The sequence below is a fragment of the Phormidesmis sp. 146-33 genome (assembly GCF_052939515.1).
The window spans coordinates 13,780-31,534 of record NZ_JBJPHU010000028.1 but is presented as its reverse complement, the minus strand read 5'-3'; the positions used below and the strand labels follow the sequence as shown (position 1 = coordinate 31,534).

Genomic DNA, 17,755 nt, shown 5'->3' with positions numbered 1-17,755 from the left:
AAACACGTGAATTCGATGAAATCTTTCGCTGCGGTTGTTAATCTAGGCAGCCCCCTAAATCCCCCACGAGTGAGGGACTTTGAACCCAAAATCTTGTCTTAAAGTCCCCCAATTTTGGGGGTTTGGGGGGCAGAAGCGCTGAAGAACGAAGCAAAAAGACTTCATCGAATTCACGTTAAAAACATCAGGGAAAATCATAATGAACAGCCCGATCATCGCAAAAGTCATCGAAGAGATGAATGATTTACCCGACGACTTACAACAAGAGGTTCTACAGTTTGTAGTAACTCTACGACAACAACATCTGCAACTCTCCGGTGATGCTTGGGATGTTCTGCAATCTCTGATCGGTACAGTCGAAGCCCCAGCCGATTGGTCAACCGAACACGATCGCTATCTCTACAGAACACCCAAACACTAACCATCCCTCAACTCAACGTCTTCACCAGTTCCTTGATCTTGCTTTCCTGACGCTCCATAATCTTGTCAGGGAAACTCAACTCAATCACAACTCGATTGCCATGCTGGTCAACCACCGACTCCACTTGCTCCACCTGAGCCAGCAACCGTTTGGGCAAAGGCTCATCAGCACTCTGACTCAACAACAACCCCACCAACGGCTGATTATTGCCCAACGCATCCAGGTCATAAATCAACCCCGTCGGCATTTCTAACTGCAAACTGCGCTGATTGATCTCGATCGCCACCGCCTCATAAAAGTGGCCCCGCCAATACAGTTGAGCATGAGCATGGATCGACTTGCGCGTCTTGAGACCACTCGGAGCCGCCTCTCGCTTGCGAAACGATCGCCCAATACTGCTGGCAATAAACCGAAACGACTCCATCGGATCATCCACCCCGTCGCGCTGTTGAGAATACCACTCGCGCACATCTGAGTAGATCACCACACTGATCGCATCCAGTTGAGAACGAGTCAGATTGATAAACTCGATCGACAACATCGACTGAGATTCATTGATCGGCACGATGCGAATAATCTGCCCCGTCACAAACGCCCTCGCCCCATAATCGCCAATCAGCTCGATCTCAACCTCATTCACCAGGTCAGACCAAGAATCTAAGATTAGCTGACATCCCGTTTCGCTGACGTTGGCCGTCGTACCTCTGAGGGTGCGATCGTCACTGTAGAGAAGGGCACTGAGTTTGCGATCGAGACGATGGGCCCGACGCAGTTGAGGCTGTTCAAAGGCGACCAAAATCGCAGACGCAATCAAAATCAGATTAAAAATACTCCAGACCAGGTTGACCAGCACGGCTTCTGAATCTTGGGGACGAAGGATCAGCCAAAAAGGAACGGCTGCGATCGCAGCGGCTACCAATACCCCTGTCATCACTAGTCCCCGCGCCGACCCCCAATCAAAGCTGCGTTTGGTCACCGAAAGTCCTTTGTCCGTAACATTAAACGAGCCTAATTTAGGATTAATCAACGCCAACAGTGTCACCAGTCCCGCATGAAACGACATCGCAAACTCGTAGATTTCGTTCCAAAACGAGAAGCGGACGTGCTTGTAGGTGATGTAGTTAGCGTAGGTCGAGATGAAAAAGTGAGGCAAGGCGTAGGCCAGCGTTTCTAGCCCCAGACCTCGGATCGGATTGATGCCAAACACCAGAAATAGAGCAGGTGCCAGCGCATACATTAGACGTGGAAATCCGTAGAAAAAGTGGGAAGTTGCGCTGAAATAGCAAATGCGTTGGGGAATGGACAGCTTTAACCTGGGATTAAATAAGGGATTTTCGAGTCGCAGAATCTGCGCCATGCCTCGCGCCCAGCGAATCTGTTGACCCACATAGGCAGAAAAGTTTTCGGGAGCCAGACCCGCCACCATGACGCGATCGTAGTACACCGATTCGTACCCCAATGAGTGCAGCCGCAAAGAGGTATGACAATCTTCGGTCACCGTCTCGACTGCGATGCCGCCCACTTCCAAGAGGTGAGATTTGCGAACGACCGCCGCCGACCCACAAAAGAAAGCCGCATTCCAAAAGTCGTTTCCTTTTTGCAGCACTTTGTAGAAAAGCTCGTTGCCGACCGGAATTTTGCCCCCAGTTTGCAGATTTCGCTCAAACGGATCAGGGTTGTAAAACCAGTGCGGAGTCTGCACTAGAGAGACTTTTGGACGGTAGAAAAATCCCACCGTTTCCATGAGAAAATTGCGAACTGGAATGTGGTCACAATCCAAAATCAGAATCAACTCGCCGCCCGTTTTTTTCAGCGCAGTGTTGATATTTCCCGCTTTGGCGTGTTCGTTGTTGTCGCGCGTCAGCATTGTGCAGCCCAGTTCGTCGCACATCTTTCTCAATGCGGCTCGTCGCGATTTGAACTTGTCAGCCCGACCATCATCGAGAATGTAGACGCGCTTTTTGTCTGCGGGATAGTCGATCGCCAGCGCCCCCAGGGTCGTTTTGCGAACAATTTCCACATCCTCGCTGTAAGTGGGAATGTAGATATCTACCGAAAACCATTGGTCAGGCGGAATATTGTCTAAATCAACGGGTTTGCGATTCTTAAGTTGCAGGGTTTGAAAGAACGCCAGCATCAGCGTCAAAATCGCATAAAGTTCTGCAATAAACAGCAAAATACTGCATGTTGCGTCCAGCCAGCCGCTCGTCAGATTAAGCGTGTAGTTGGTGCGGTAATAGAGATAGCGAAACGTCGTAATCAGACTCAGCCACACCATAAACAGATGCAAATATTGACTGGTGCTTTCTTGAGGCTGTTTTTGCTCCAGGGTCGCCACCAACCAACCGATCGCCACCAAAATAACGGCGACGATGCCCTGCTGCAAGACCGTCAGCGGCGTGATGATCAACGGCACAGACAGCACCAAAAGCACGACCATCAGCCAGATTAGCTGCGATCGTCCGACCCAACTAAGAGTGCGATCAAAAAAGTTGGGAATCAGGTCAGCCAGCCAAGCGACAAGTCGCTCACTTTTACTGCGACGCTTTGGCTCTAGATCAGAAGTTTGACTTGTCATGACGATCTATCCTGCAACACGTTTGAGATAAAGTTGGGCAACTCCGTAGAGCAACAGCGAGAGGGCGATAATGCCCGTGGGCAACAGATACCAGTGGTCTTGCAAAAAGCGACGAGCCTTGGCCAACGGATTCAAGTCTTCAACCCGGCGCGATCGTCCTTCTTGTAAAAACTGAAGCTGGTAGGCATTGGAATCAAACGGAGACAGCGTTGGCGCGTTGGCGCTAACCAAAACGGTGTCGTCCTTGAGTTGATAGAACCACAAGTCTTTGCTGAGAATGTCTTGAACTTGTTTTAGACCCGATTCGGTTTGACCGCTCAGACCTACGAGGACGCGATCGCCATTCCAGGGAGAGAGAATGCTCTTGATCACGCCGCCGTTGTCAGGCAGGGATTGGATGCGCGCCTGATCTGATTGACGAGTGAAAGCCCCAAACAGACGAAAGCCTTTCTCCGTCTCAAATATTTCTTTAATCGGGAAGCGATCGCGGGTGCCAATTCCCACGAGATTGCGCTCTTTTTTGATAGATTCTGGGAGCTTGCCAGATTCGTACACGTCGAGTTTGACCGAGTTGGCCTGGCTGAGTCGTCCCATGCGTTCGCTAAATCTCATCAACGTCATCAAGTCTGCATCATTGGGTTGGTCGGGGAGAACGATCGCCGTCTGAGACAAATCCTGGGGGGCGGTGAAAGGGTAGCCCGTCGTCAACAATTTGAGATCGGGCAGTTGGACGGAGGTCTCCCGCCGCAGATTAAAGTCGCTGTCGCTGTGAACCGTTCCCCAAAGCTGCTGGTCGCTCACCTGCCCACAATTGCCTGCTTCTTTGGGAGACAGCTTAAAGGCAACGTCGATCACCGAGTCTGACCGAATCAAATTTTCAGGCAGATTGACGTTAAACACTTCGTTCGTCGCGCCCGCATCAGAGGTAAGCTTTTTGCTGCCTACGCCCACTCCATCGATTCGCACTTCCACAGCCGAATTTTTGGGATTGACCTGAGCACTGTAGCTGTAGCGCAAATTCATCGAACTGCCGCGCAAAAAGCGATCGTCCGGTAATGCCCGAAACGCCACCTGAACGGGAGGAGCCGACGAACCCCGCACCGTCACATCCTTGAATGGCTTGTTGTCCAGCCCTTTTAGCTCACTCAATTTGAACGAATTCGCCACCGGGAGATAGCGCGACCAGGCGCGAGGATCGGGCGACGGCACATCGACAAGATCATTGACCAAAATCGACTGACCTGTGCCAATCTGACCGCTCTGAGGCTGCACCAAAAACTGAACCGCCTTGGCAACGCCCTCGGCACTGTTGCCAGACGCGATCAGAACAGGAACGCCCCCTTCTTGAGTCGTCGCCAACATCAACACGCCCACCTCTCCGGGCAGGGGCGCTTTGTTGCCGTCAAGGATCTGGTTGTTGGCAATTGGGAAAGGCAGTTTCAGCGTTTTTAGCGTTGGCTGTGATTCGGGAGTGCCGATGATCACGAGGCGATCGTTCCACGCAAATTTCTTTAAGTCTTTGACCAACTGCGTTTCGAGCGGGCGAAAATCGGCCATTCGTCCCAAATTGGTCTGAAATCGACTGGAAGCGGTCAGCCAGGATTCATCCAGTTTTGAGGGCACGAGGTAGCTGATGCGGCTGGCATCTAAGCCCAAATTGTCAAAGAAGGGAAAGGGATAGCGGCTAAAATCGAGGGCGATCGGCTGGCTCTGATAGTCAAACACCAGTTTTGAATCAGGCAGCACTTCTGACCAAAGGCTTTTGTCATCTGGGTTAGAGCAGGTCGGTGAATTTTGCTGCTGGGCGACGATCGCAATCTCGTTATAGTCCTGAAGCAGATTGATCGGAACGTTGACAACCGCTTCGCCCGTCTGAGCGTCCTTAAGGTTAAGCGGCACACTGCCCACACTCGTATCATTGACGCGCACAATCAGATTCGATTTGTTGGCCACCAGAGCCGGAGAATGCTGAAAATGCACGATCGCCTTCGCCGATTTGACCTGCCAATTTTTGGGACGAGTAAAGCCCAATCGCGCTTCTGAATACACGCCCTCTAGCCGAAATCGGTTGCCAATCACCGGACTGCGATTAAATTCTAAAACGTACTGACTGCGCGGGCCGGTATTTGCAAGCTGAGGTTCTGACGGCTTTTTCTCTGGCTGTGGGGTCGGAGCAGGGGTGGGAGCAGATTCAATCGGGGCCGATTCGGGAGCGGGAGCAGATTCAATCGGGGCAGGTTGGGGAGCAGCAGGAGCGGGTTCAGGTTGTGAAACGGGGGCTTGAGGTTGGTAGACCGGAGCGGGTTGAGCGGGTGGCAGCTTAAATTCTCGGATTAGCTGATCTTCTTGCTTTTGAACACCTTGAGCGGTGACGATCGCCGAGTGGTGTCCCTGAGCGAAGGTGATGATCAATCCGGTGATCAATCCAATGCTAGATAGCAACAATGACCGCAACACCGTCCGGGGTAGACGACGCAAATTTCGCCGGGAGTGACCTGAAAACCGATTGTTCATGGGTGAGTATCTTGGGCAGCTTTAGTAGGGGGTGAAAGGTAGGGCGCGATTGCCGTCGAGGGCAGAAGCCCAAACCAGGCGAGATTTTGCGTGTAATAGGCGGAGTCGTTGTCCCAGAAACCGTTTTGGTAGCGAGGCTTTAACTTTTTTTCGTAAATCTGCTGCGCGATCGCCGGATCGACGACCCGAAAGGCAGCGTACAGCATTCCATACTGAGAAGTCGCATCGTAGTCCACCATCGGTTTGCCCTGGAGGTCGATTTGAGCAGGAATTTTTTGCTGCGATCGCCACAGCTTTTCCATTGGTTCCAGATGTTTCTCTAGGTAGCGTTTGGCGCGTGGCTCATTAAACCACTTCCAATCGAGGGCAACCCGCCACCAGACTCGACTCGCATCAAATCCATAGCGACTGACGACCGTATTGGATTCGTCCAAAGCAACGTACTGTCCTGTTTTGGGATCTAGTGCCACCCAGTCACTCGGCAAGCCGATCGCGGAAACGGCCGCCGATCGTTCCAGCATTAGATAGCTACTTTCGACCAGACTGAGCCAATCGCGATCGGGGTCAACCTGAGCAAACAGCCGAAAGGAAGAAGGCGCGAGATAGGACGGATTGAACTTGAGCTTGCCTGCTTTTTGAAAGGCGGCGAGTGGGCCAGGCAGCAAATATCGGTCTGATCCGACGGTCACCGTGGAGTAAGTCCAGAGATCCTTTAATTTAGCCCGCGCCAAACTCAGGTATTCTGGCCGCTCCCATCGACGTGAGGCCAAAATCAGAGCGGTAATCGCATCAATGTCCGCATCACTGGCAAAGTTGCCGTCTAGAATGCCCCATCTTCCGGCGGGATCGCGCCCCCACTGCCAGGCCCAAAGCTGATCGAGTCGTCGCTTGTCGGCTGTTTGTCGCTGTAGGTTGTTTTGTGACCACTTGAGGGTTAGCGCAAAACTGTCGGGATCGTTCGCCAACACAGCCCGCAACATGGCATAGGCTTGACCTTCAGAAGTCGATCGTCCAGTCGCTTCCCAGTCAATCACTCGCCCATCGGTTTGAATAAATCGGTTACGGTAAGCCGTCCAACTTTCAGACAGGAGGGCGGAATGGTCGGGTGTAGCCGATTCTTCAACAGAAGGTCGATCAGAATTTTGGCGCATTAGCAAATCGCAGGCTGTCAAACTTCCGATCGACAGACTGACGAAAATCAGTAGCAAAAACCGCAGCATTCTGAAAATGGGCGCTCCTGGGAAATGGGGCAGTCGTGAAGTAATCTTCTGGGATCGAGGGGGGCAAGCGGGAACCGAGACAAAATAGACCACGAAAACTCAAACCAGATGCACCCAGTGTGATCGAACCTTAATAGCGCTCCCAGGGCGGTTGGAAGCCTCGCTGTCTGAGCATGTCTTCTTGCAACTGCTGAATGCGTCTGGACAAGTTGGGATCAGCGTTGCCCTGCACTTGGAGTTGCTCAAATCGTTCTAGCGCTTCTAGCGGATTGCCCTGAGCGGCGGTTAATTCGGCTAGCGATCTTTGAGCGATCAGATCATCGGGGTTTAGCTCCAAAACCTGGGAGTAGAGGCTGGCCGCCGAGTCAAACTGTCGCTGCTGAAATCGAATTCCTCCCAGAGCAGACAGCGCGTTGGTATTGTCGGGTTCAAGATTGACGATCGCCGCAAACGCATCTTCAGCGCGATCGAGGTTGCCCAAGGCCTGCTCTAGTTGGCCTTTGAGAAACAGCAGTTCGACGTTGTTGTTGCCGTTGGGGGAGGCTTTTCTGACTCTGGCGATCAGTCGATTTGCCTGGGCCCGCGCCTGATTGGGGCTTCGCACCGCCAACAGTTGAATCAGCCTCACCTGCACCGTCACATTGCTGGGATCAGCTTCGATCAGGGCGTTGTAGAGCGCTTCACGTCTGGGATTGCTGGGCAACAGTCCGACTAAGGTGTATAGCTCTTGGGGCGTTTCGGCGGGACGGGCTTGTAAAAGGCGATCGATGACAGCTTCCGCTTCTGTTTCGGTGATTTTCTTGCCCTGGTAGGCGATCGCCGCTCGTCCAAGCTGTAGCTGCTGGTCTTGGGGACTGCGAGAAATCAACTGATCGTAAAGCGTCAAAGCGTCCTCATATCGAGCCTGAGCCAACCGAATCCCTGCCAATCCTCGAATCGCGGCCGTCGTCACATCGCTGTCTCGCGAACTACTAGAAATCAGCGTTTCATAGCGTTTGGCGCTGGCTTCCAGGTTTCCCTGGCGGCGATCGAGTTCTGCCAATAGCAATTCTGGAGCCAGATCGCGCGACCCCACCGAAGTCGCCTGATAAGCCGCCAGGGCCGTCTTCGCCCCATCCAGATCGTTTCTCTCAATCAGCAATTGTGCCAATCGAAAGTTCAAAAACGGCTCATTCACACCCGCCTGAATCAGACTCTGATAGACCGGGAGAAATTCGGGATCGGGTTCCAGTCTCACTAGCGCTTGAGCGATCGCCGCCTGCTGTGCTGGAGAACTGGGCAAAGGTTGGAGAATCGATCGCAGTCGTTGCCGCACTTCAGCTTGAGGCAGAGTCCCTAACTGACTTTCGAGCGCCAACTGCTGAATGATCAACACTTTGTCACTGGGCTGCTGCTGGACGAGTTGACGATAAAGCTGCAAGGCGGTCTGTCGATCTTGAGGAATGGCACTCAGCACATCCGCCACTTCTCGCACCAGAGCCGGAGAGGGGTTGGGCGTAGAGTTGAGCACTTGCCGATAGAGATCAGACGCTTGCGCCGACAGATCTGGACGATTTTCTTGCTTGCCGATCTCATTGAGCGCTCTAGCCAGAGAGAGTCGAGAATCGCCACGATCGCGCAGCGGGTCAAGAATGGCCAAAGCCTGAGTCGGTTGTCGATTGGCTAAATAGGCTTGAGAAAGCTCCGATCGCACCTGCACCCCAAAGGCGTTGGTTTCTCTCGGAAGCTGCCCTTCTAAAATCCGAATCGCCTGAGCCGTGTTCCCCGTCGCCCTCAAGGCCCGCGCATAAGCGATCGCGGCATTTCCGACGATCGGTTTATTCGACGCAGACCGATAGCGCTCAAATAACTCCAGCCCTTTTTGAGGATTGCCGCCGTAGGTGTAGATCTGAGCCGCACCTAACAGAACGTCTGGCGTGGGACTGCCCTGTAGTGCAATCTCATAATCTGCCAGCGACTCGGCAAAGCGTCCTTGAAAGCCGTACAGTAAGCCTCTTTGGGCACGCGCTTCGTTATCTGCGGGACTAATTTTCAACAAAGTCGTCAGCGCCTCAATCCCTCGTGCCTGCCACTCAGTCCGAAAGCCGCCCAAAATCCCGATCGTCTTCAACGCCAACACATTGTTGGGATCTTGAACCAAAACCTGCTGATAGGCTTGAAACGCATCGGCATCCCGTCCGGCTCGACGAAAGGCGATCGCCAGCCCCAATTTTGCTTCCAGTGACTCCGGGTAGCGTTGAATGGCCCCGCGAAAGGTCGCGATCGCCTGATTCACCAATCCCTGTCCCAGTTCGGTATAGCCTCGACGCACTTCACTAGGAACCGTTTGAGCCTGCACCGTAGGAATGCTCACCGCAAACGAGAGAATCGGCGTTCCCGACAACAGAAGCCCCAGGCAAAAGGCAAGGGTGCGGTTTCTTTTACGCTGCTGTTTGGTCAAGTTCACTGAATCAGCCTTCCTCTAGGTGTGACATCAAACTCAGTTCTGACTCGGATGCCAGCGACGATCTCCGAAAATTGATTTCGCTCTTGCACCGAGAAGCCAAGTCGTAGATTGGGCAATAACCGAAAGTCGTAAAACAACTCCAACACATCGGGCGTGCGATCGTTGTTGCGGGCCCGCAGTTTATCGTTCGACAAGCCCCGACCATAGGCCAGCCCCAAGCGATCGTCTTTGGCAAACAGATCCAAAAAGGTAATCCCGCCGCTAAAGGTGTCGCCACCTTCGCCCAGATCGACGTTGTTGTAGCGACCGTATCGCCCAAAGATCCCCATTTTCAGATTGGGAATAAAAGCTTCGGCGTTGATCCCATAGGATTCTTCTCGATCGCCGCGCAAGGGGCCGGTCAGTCCGCCGCCTCGACTGATCTGAAAGATTTCTCTAAAGCCATCTTTGTTGCCAGAGTCGCGACCGGTTGCATACGTTCCCCGTACAATCAGATTGCCATAGCGAATTCCCAACTCGCCCGCAAACCCATCCAGCGCAAAGTCACTCAGCCCTCTCGACGAAGAAAACGCCGCCGCTTTCGCTTCGATATTGTCCGTCAGACTCCAATTCACCAACAAACCTGGACGAGAGCCAATTCCCGTCGCACTCAGGGCTGGATTGGTCTGAAACACAGGATTAAAAAAGTGAGTCGCGCCATCTTTGGCGAAACTGTTGCGATCGAAATAAGAAGTCAGATCCAGTTGCCCAACCACAAATCGCAAATTAGGAATGTCGCCCAGAGACGTGGCTAAATATAGCTCTGTGACGTTAAACCCATCATTAGGCGTGTCCGTAAACGCATTCCCCGTACTGATATCAAACGTAGCCCCAAACTGGACTCGCGGTGTCAGCGGATAGATCGTCGTCAACCTGGCCCGCGCCGAAGACTCATCTCCCTGATAGAGATAAACGCCCTGTAGCGTAAAGTTGGGCGGAGTCAAAGCAGTACTTCTGAGAAAAGGGCGACTGCGAGGAGACAGCGATCCGGCATCCTGATTAGAGGACTGTGACAACAAGCTATCTTTGGTCGTAGGTGACTCGATTGCGGTCGTCTGAGCCGTCGTTGTAAACGGAGCAGGATTAGGATTGATCGATCGCACCGCAGAAGTCGGAGCCGTAAACTTCATTTGAGGGACAGTTAGCAGCTTTAGCCCCTGATCAGAATTGGTCGTCGCCGTCACCAACACAGGTTCACGAGCAGGCATCGCTTCAGTCGTAGGCAAAACCGTCGGAGTCGGCGCAAAAACCGGAATCTGCTGGGAAACCTGCTGAGAACGTACGACTGGCGCACTCCCCGAAAGCTGACGAATCAAATCGTCTTCGCTGACAGACGCAGGAATCGGCTGCTGAAGTTGAGGAACATAAGATCGAGCAGGACTGACCGCCGCAACACTGGGCAACTGACGACTCGCCAAATCTGGATTAACCGACCTCAAATCATTTCGCGGGACAGCAATCTCTGGATTAGACGCAGGGGGATTTGCTTGAGCAGGATTATTTTGTAGCGAGACGATCGCGCCCACCGCCACCGACGAGACTGCTCCCCAAGACAGAAGAGACTTTAGAATGGAATACCTGGATAAGTCAGACATTGTTCACTCACACCATTGCTGATTGATGGACTAACCTTGGGATGTGCCGTCGCCGACAACGCTTCAAGGATATTGATCATTAACTTCACTCAGCCGAACTGTCACAAAGAATCAACTTCACACGTTACCATGACCCACTTTGACCTGACTCATTTTTTGGCATCGTGTGACAGTTTACACAATTAAAGCCCGATCCTATCTCCTAGCTTCTTCTCCCAATTCAGGACAAAACCGACTAGACTTGGCTTTTACTTCCAGCTTCTATTCCTCTGGCCCTCAATACTTTTACCTCACAATCAGAACCTCAAGACGCTGATCTCGCCATCAAGGCTCAAGGGGTGGTCTCGCAGGCTTTAGATAAAGTTAAGGGTTGACGATTCCGGATGAATGCGGAAAATTGAGCTTAACGAAGTAGGAGTCGCGTAAACAACCTGCAAATGACCTGCATTTGTTGTGACGTTCACTCTTTTCTAGAATTTCAAGTCAACTTAACTTTCTTCTTCCATGACGTTTACTGTTGCTCGATCGCGTTGCCTAGCGTTTTTGTCTCTGATTTGTGTGGGCTGTGTGCAAGTGCGCTCCTCGAAAACAGAATTAACGATGCAAGTCGAGCCTGCCCAACAGCGCGGAGCCTATACCGTGACTGGAAAAACAACCCTTCCCGATCGCACCCAAATCACCGTGCAGGCTCTCCGAACTTTACAGCCGGGCGATCGTCTGAGCAATCAGCAGCCAACCTACTCGATCTTGTCGCGCACTCAGGTCGAGGTAAAAGAAGGCAAGTGGGAAGCCACACTCAACCTGCTGCAAACTCCCCAGGGTCAGCCGCCGCAAGAGGTCTGGCAAACCGGTCGGGCAGGTCTAAATCTAGAGCCAGACACTAAAGTGACCTTTTTGGCGGTGACTGATCCTGTCGCTCGATCCCTGGACGTGGCACAAGGCACAGATAGTTTAGTCGTGCGCTTTACGGCGGATGGTAGAAGCTACCTGCAAGCGGATCAAGTGTTAACCATCAGTCCCCCAACTCCGCCTATTAGTCAACGTGACCTCACATCTCAGAGAGTCAGAGTGGCAGCCAAAGCAATTGAGAAATCAGACGATCTAAAGGGACAAACCGATGCGGCGATCGCCCCTCAAGCCGTTCTTCGATGACGGTAGCTTGAAAGCAAAGAGATCACTAAAGAGATCACTAAAGTTACCTCTCAGCAGTTCAACCCAGGGTCGCCGTTTCTTGCGAAGCAGGATCTTGGCTGTTTTGGCTGCCGAAACTCATCCTAAAAAGAAGGACACCCCGTAAGTGTCCCAAATTCTAGGAAGCAACAATTTGCATCACTCTCTGCGGCTCAAGTTGACGCTGTTTGGCTTGCGGAATTGAGGAGATCATCGAATCGATCGTGACTCTTGAGTTGACAGGCTGCGACTCGACCCAAGCGTTTGATTGCAGCGTCTCAATCTGCGCCATGATTTGCTGAAGCTGAGTTTGCAGTTCGCTGATTTGCGCGACCGTACTCTCAGAAGCAGGGGGCACTTGAGTCCAGGCAGGTTTGACCGCTGCTTTAGCTGAGGTTCCCGTTCGAGAGAAGCTGAGAAACGCTTGAGCAGCCTGTAAAGGAGATACCGCAGTTTGAACGCTGGGCTTGGCAGACAGAATAGACTGAGACGGCGCAGCGTAAACGATCGGCTGACTCACCTGAGCAGATGCCTGAACGATCGGCTGAGACGGAGCGGCTACTTCATCAGAAACTAGCTGAGACGATTCTTCATCCTCTAGAAAAAATTGGAGTCCAGTCGTTTCTAAACTTTTATCTGAGAGCAAAAGCTCTTGAAGCTGAACTTCTTTTTCCTGGAGTTGATTCTGCATTCCGGAGACCTGCTGTTCCAGTTTTCCTGACTGACGAGAGGACTGCCGCCATCCAGTCAATGCGAGGCTTGTGACTCCTACAGCCAAACTCAGGGCACCCGCAAACCCCAGATAAGGAGCAGCGACATCTTTAAGGCTGCCTTTAAAGACTTCCGTTCCCTTCATTTCGACGGTGATTGGCTCAGAGCCAAAGAGAGCAAGCGGGGCTGTAGAGATTGAGAAGACGGCTCCGGCAGCGAGGGCGGCAGGGACTAAAAACTTTCCGAGTGAAGGTACAGTCATGTTTGACAACTCTGAGTATCGGTTACTACAAAAAGACCGTGGGCAAGTGGCAGCAACTTCACAAGTTTCAATCTGTCTTGATGCGATCAATCACGCGATCGAGGCAGACAGAAAAGAATTGCTTACCTTTGATATCAAGATTAGTGGCTCTCCACTAAAAATGGAATATAAATCCCATGAAGAAGAGCGCTGGCACAAAAAGTTTATGTGAAATTTCGGAGACTACTTTTTCATGATGAGGTTTAATGCCCTGAGTGACTCAGTGGATTCCGTAGTACGGTCTCCCTTACGGTGTCTAGCGTACAAGCAGTCATTAGAGCACTGTTGTAGGCCTGAATAGCTTCATGAAAACTTTACAAAAACTTTATATAAAAGGCATCTTATCTTTAGACACCTTTTGCTGAAAAGCGCCGTCATTACCGAGATAGTAAGAGTAGCAAGCGGTTGATTAGAAGGATGAAGGGGCGAGATCGTTCATAGGTTTCTTCCGGATGCGACTGAGTTTTGCCCCCTTTGTATAGCTGTATTGAATTCTAAAATTTTGGGGCTTTACTGCTAAGAGTTTGACGGTGCAATTTTCTCAATTCTGATTTCTCTCAGCCAAGTAAACTCATTCAACGATTTAAATATGTCTAAATCTTTTGTCCTCCTACCCAGATTGCGGACTCGCTTTACACACACCTGGCTAATCACAACTTTAGCTATCTTGTGGCAGAAATACTCAGGGCAGGCTTTGAAACAACGGCGATCGCCACCGTATTTTTACCAAAGCGTCTGGTATTCATTACAAAACCTTGTTAATGGGCGATTTAGCCCTCGCCTTCAGATTCGACTCCTTCGGTTCTTCATAATTGGACTGGCGATCGGGCTGTATTTTTGGATACAAAACCTAATTTTTATAGCGGAGGCTGCGATCGTCATTCAGCCACCTTTATCGACGCGAGGGGCAAGCGTAGTGGATGCCACAGGGCGATCGGTGATGCTGCGGGGGGTCAACTGGTTTGGCATAGAATCTGACCTTCAGGCTCCTCATGGATTGTGGTTGCGAGACTATAAGGAGATGCTGACGCAGATCAAGAGCTTGGGCTACAACGTGATTCGCTTACCTTATTCGGTTCAGGCACTCCGAGGGACGAGCGTGAGCGGCATTAATTTCGACCTGGGCAGTAATCGTGAATTGCAGGGCAAAACGCCGATCGAAGTCATGGATTTGGTGATTCAAGAAGCGGGGCGGCAGGGCTTGCTGATTTTGCTTGATAGTCACCGTCTCAATAATCAACGCATTCCTGAACTGTGGTATGGAGATGGCTTCACCGAAGCGGATTGGATCGGAACCTGGACGATGCTGGCGGAGCGCTACAAAAATCAGCCAAATGTCATTGGGGCTGACCTCAAAAATGAGCCTCACGGTCGGGCAAGCTGGGGAACCAACAATAAAGCAACTGACTGGCGACTAGCAGCGGAGCGATCGGGCAATGCGATTCTCAAGATCAACAAAAATTGGCTGATCATCGTTGAAGGCGTGGAGAACAACGTCCCTGGGCAACGGCTCAAGCGGCACTGGATGGGCGGCAATCTAGAAGGAGTACGGCGGTTTCCAGTTCGGTTAGCGGTTCGCAATAAGCTGGTTTACTCGCCCCACGAATATGGCCCGGGTGTGTTTGATCAGCCCTGGTTTTCAGAGCGAAGTTTTCCCAAAAATCTGAGCGATCGCTGGGAGAAGGGTTTCTTTTTTATCGCAAGACAGAAGATTGCGCCTGTTCTGGTTGGTGAGTTTGGCGGACGCAAGGTGGATGCGACTTCCAAAGAAGGCATTTGGCAGCGTCAGTTTGTCAACTTTTTGCAGCGCAACAATCTCAGTTTTGCGTACTGGAGTTGGAACCCCAATAGTCAGGATACGGGGGGAATTTTGCTAGACGACTGGCAGGCGATCGACCAACCCAAACAACAGCTTCTCAATCAGCTTTTACCAGCCCCGACGATGCGTTCCTTTTCCACAACTCCCGTCGTGCGTCCCAGCCCCTCGCCCAGCAGTCCTTCGCCTATGTCAAGTCCAACGAAGTCAAATTCAGGCGCGATCGCTCAGTTGCAGCCCAAGCTGATCGTGCAGTCTGATTGGAATGAGGGCTTTTGTGTGAGTTTACCAGTCACCAACCAGGGCAAAACGCCTGTCGAAAATTGGCAGCTTCAGTTTCAAATGGAGCGATCGACCCTTGATCAACGCTGGAATGGAACGTTCCGCAATCAGGGTTCGCAGTACATCGTAACGCCTCCAGAGTGGGGTCGTGTCGTTCAGCCGGGTCAAACGATCGATGCAGGATTTTGTGCCAAAAAGCTAGGGTCAGACTATTTACCCAAACAACTCACTGTCACAAGACCCTGACCTACTCGGTTTCTCCAGGTTCGAGAATGCGCTGGAAGAGATAACCTGTGCCTCTGGCAGTGAGAATCAGTTCAGGATTGCTGGGATCGTCTTCGAGTTTGGCGCGGAGGCGGGAAATGTGAACGTCTACCACACGAGTATCGACGTGACGTTCGGGTGTGTAGCCCCAGACTTCTTGCAAAATTTCCGATCGCGAGAACGGATCGCCCGATTTGCTCACCAACAGTTCTAACAAGCTAAACTCCATGCCCGTCAGCCGAATTCGCTCGTCACCTTTGTAAACCTGGCGCTTGTTGGTGTCGATGCGAATCGTGTTGATGTGGATCACGCCGGAACTAGGGATTCCAGTCACTCCGACTTTATCGACTCGTCGCAAAACCGAACGGATGCGGGCTTCTAGCTCTTTGGGAGAGAAGGGTTTGACGACGTAATCATCCGCGCCGAGTTCTAGCCCTGTGATGCGATCGGCGACATCTCCTAGAGCAGTCAGCATGATGATCGGTACGTCAGATTCTTTGCGAAGCTCTTGACAAACCCCATAGCCGTCAAGCTTGGGCATCATTACATCAAGAACCACCAGATCAGGATCAGCGTTACGAAACGTATCGAGGGCTTCTTCCCCATCGGCAGCCGTGACGACATCATAGCCAATCATGGACAGACGGGTTTCAAGAATGCGTCGAATGCTGGCCTCGTCATCGACTACGAGTATTTTTTCTTTATGACTTTCCAACTTCTGTAACGCTCCTTAAGTCAAATCTTTAAAGCTTAATTTTTCCATACTTTATCATTAAAGATAGGGGCTGAATCTTTTATTTTCAGTTCGTCAAACCCTTTCTCTTACTCAATTTCAGACTTTCTTAAGGTTTGTCTGAAATGTTGCGAATCATTAACACTTATTTTTGTTCATGCCAAAACTGCGATCGCACTTTGTTTGTACCCAATGTGGGGCAGACTCTCCTCAATATTTTGGTCGGTGTCCTTCTTGTAGTACGTGGAATACGCTGGAAGAGCAGGTGGTTCGATCGACGCAGACGGCCGCCATTGGGCAGACCCGCACCTCTGGAAAAAGCCGTTCTAGCCGCAGTGCGCCCGTTGCGGTTTCTTCTCAAACCCTGACTCAGATTGAAGACCATCCTCAGTCTCGGCTAACTTCGGGGTATGTGGAACTCGATCGCGTCCTCGGTGGCGGCATTGTTCCTGGCTCCCTGGTGCTAATCGGCGGCGACCCTGGAATCGGTAAGTCAACGCTTTTACTCCAAACCGCAAATCGACTCGCCACAAGGTATCGAACGCTCTATGTCTGCGCCGAGGAGTCGGGACAGCAGGTGAAACTCAGAGCGCAACGGCTAGGAATCGGCAAAGACGACCGATCGCTGCTTCCCCAAGATGAACCCTCCGCACCCGATGCAGATTTGTATCTGTTGCCTGAGACCGATCTCGATACCATTTTAATGGAACTGGAGTCGCTAAAGCCCGCCGTGGCCGTGATTGACAGTATTCAAGCGCTCTTTTACAGTACGTTGACTTCGGCTCCGGGGTCAGTTTCTCAGGTACGCGAATGTACGTCGGTGCTGATGCAGGTGGCCAAACGCCAGAACATCACGCTGTTTATCGTCGGTCATGTGACCAAAGAAGGCGCGATCGCCGGCCCTAAAGTTCTAGAACACCTCGTCGATACGGTTTTGTATTTTGAGGGCGATCGCTTTGCCAGTCATCGTCTCCTACGCTCTGTGAAAAATCGCTTTGGAGCGACTCATGAGATTGGCGTGTTTGAAATGGTCGACCAAGGGCTGCAAGAAGTTCTCAATCCCTCAGAGCTTTTCTTGGGCAATCGAGATGAAGCCTCTACCGGAACCGCGACGATCGTGGCCTGCGAAGGCACCCGTCCCATTGTCGTAGAACTGCAAGCGTTGGTGAGTGCGACTAGCTACAGTTCTCCTCGGCGATCGACCACGGGCATCGAGTACAACCGTCTCCTTCAAATTTTGGCGGTTCTCGAAAAGCGGGTGGGAATTCCCTTATCAAAGCTGGATGCTTATGTCGCGTCTTCGGGCGGGCTAAATGTAGGAGAACCTGCGGCAGATTTAGGGGTAGCGGTCGCAGTAGCAGCTAGTTTTCGCGATCGCTCCGTTGATCCGCAAACCGTCATTATTGGCGAAGTGGGATTGGGCGGACAGGTACGATCGGTTTCTCAAATGGAACTCAGACTCAAGGAAGCGGCAAAGCTGGGATTCAAACGAGCGATCGTGCCCAAGGGCACTTATGGCGATGTGGGAATAGAGGTGATTCCGGTTTCGCGAGTCGTCGATGCGATGGCAGTTGCGCTGGCGGGCCGTCCCAAACAAACGGATACGCCGGAAGAAGAGGAGTGATTTTGGTCGGTTCTAAAATTTGTCTGTCCTAACTTGATGTC

Annotated in this window: 12 protein-coding genes; 5 read left to right on the top strand and 7 right to left on the bottom strand. The window is 51.8% G+C overall.

Features of this window, described 5'->3' with window-relative positions; translation table 11 throughout:
* The first annotated feature begins 199 nt into the window (after window positions 1-199).
* Window positions 200-421, top strand: coding sequence for a hypothetical protein (locus ACJ2PR_RS13500; RefSeq protein WP_446877385.1), 222 nt, complete (start codon window positions 200-202; stop codon window positions 419-421).
* A gap of 7 nt (window positions 422-428) precedes the next feature.
* Here ACJ2PR_RS13500 and bcsA read toward each other — a convergent pair whose 3' ends face one another.
* The 5 genes from bcsA to ACJ2PR_RS13475 all read right to left on the bottom strand — a co-directional run bounded on the left by bcsA (window position 429) and on the right by ACJ2PR_RS13475 (window position 10,813).
* A complete protein-coding gene (gene bcsA / locus ACJ2PR_RS13495; RefSeq protein ID WP_446877384.1) occupies window positions 429-2,999 on the bottom strand; it encodes a UDP-forming cellulose synthase catalytic subunit in 2,571 nt (856 codons plus the stop codon).
* A 6-nt stretch (window positions 3,000-3,005) separates the two neighbouring features.
* Window positions 3,006-5,513, bottom strand: coding sequence for a cellulose biosynthesis cyclic di-GMP-binding regulatory protein BcsB (locus tag ACJ2PR_RS13490; protein WP_446877383.1), 2,508 nt, complete (start codon window positions 5,511-5,513; stop codon window positions 3,006-3,008).
* A complete protein-coding gene (locus tag ACJ2PR_RS13485) occupies window positions 5,510-6,733 on the bottom strand; it encodes a glycosyl hydrolase family 8 (RefSeq protein ID WP_446877382.1) in 1,224 nt (407 codons plus the stop codon). The genes ACJ2PR_RS13490 and ACJ2PR_RS13485 overlap by 4 nt, the downstream gene beginning before the upstream one ends.
* 130 nt (window positions 6,734-6,863) lie before the next feature.
* The gene (locus ACJ2PR_RS13480) at window positions 6,864-9,179 is read right to left on the bottom strand and encodes a tetratricopeptide repeat protein (RefSeq protein WP_446877381.1); all 2,316 of its coding nucleotides are present in this window, start codon (window positions 9,177-9,179) and stop codon (window positions 6,864-6,866) included.
* Window positions 9,176-10,813, bottom strand: coding sequence for a carbohydrate porin (locus tag ACJ2PR_RS13475; protein WP_446877380.1), 1,638 nt, complete (start codon window positions 10,811-10,813; stop codon window positions 9,176-9,178). The genes ACJ2PR_RS13480 and ACJ2PR_RS13475 overlap by 4 nt, the downstream gene beginning before the upstream one ends.
* A gap of 504 nt (window positions 10,814-11,317) precedes the next feature.
* Here ACJ2PR_RS13475 and ACJ2PR_RS13470 point away from each other — a divergent pair.
* Window positions 11,318-11,965 (top strand): hypothetical protein, encoded by a 648-nt coding sequence (locus ACJ2PR_RS13470; protein ID WP_446877379.1) that lies wholly within the window; start codon window positions 11,318-11,320, stop codon window positions 11,963-11,965.
* 157 nt (window positions 11,966-12,122) lie between these two features.
* On the opposite strand, the gene ACJ2PR_RS13465 is transcribed toward ACJ2PR_RS13470, so the two are convergent.
* Complete coding sequence (locus ACJ2PR_RS13465; RefSeq protein WP_446877378.1) at window positions 12,123-12,956, bottom strand: hypothetical protein; 834 nt, start codon at window positions 12,954-12,956, stop codon at window positions 12,123-12,125.
* Here ACJ2PR_RS13465 and ACJ2PR_RS13460 point away from each other — a divergent pair.
* Together ACJ2PR_RS13460 and ACJ2PR_RS13455 are read left to right on the top strand one after the other, a co-directional pair.
* The gene (locus tag ACJ2PR_RS13460; protein WP_446877377.1) at window positions 12,955-13,167 is read left to right on the top strand and encodes a hypothetical protein; all 213 of its coding nucleotides are present in this window, start codon (window positions 12,955-12,957) and stop codon (window positions 13,165-13,167) included. The genes ACJ2PR_RS13465 and ACJ2PR_RS13460 overlap by 2 nt on opposite strands.
* Window positions 13,168-13,584: 417 nt before the next feature.
* Complete coding sequence (locus tag ACJ2PR_RS13455; RefSeq protein WP_446877376.1) at window positions 13,585-15,339, top strand: cellulase family glycosylhydrolase; 1,755 nt, start codon at window positions 13,585-13,587, stop codon at window positions 15,337-15,339.
* 1 nt (window position 15,340) lies between these two features.
* Here the strand turns inward: ACJ2PR_RS13455 and rpaB are convergent, their stop codons facing one another.
* Window positions 15,341-16,072, bottom strand: a complete 732-nt coding sequence (gene rpaB, locus ACJ2PR_RS13450; RefSeq protein WP_446858038.1) for a response regulator transcription factor RpaB — start codon at window positions 16,070-16,072, stop codon at window positions 15,341-15,343.
* Between the two features lie 175 nt (window positions 16,073-16,247).
* Here rpaB and radA point away from each other — a divergent pair, with 175 nt between their 5' ends.
* On the top strand, window positions 16,248-17,714 hold the full coding sequence (radA, locus tag ACJ2PR_RS13445; RefSeq protein WP_446858104.1) for a DNA repair protein RadA: 1,467 nt from the start codon (window positions 16,248-16,250) through the stop codon (window positions 17,712-17,714).
* Window positions 17,715-17,755: the final 41 nt, after the last annotated feature.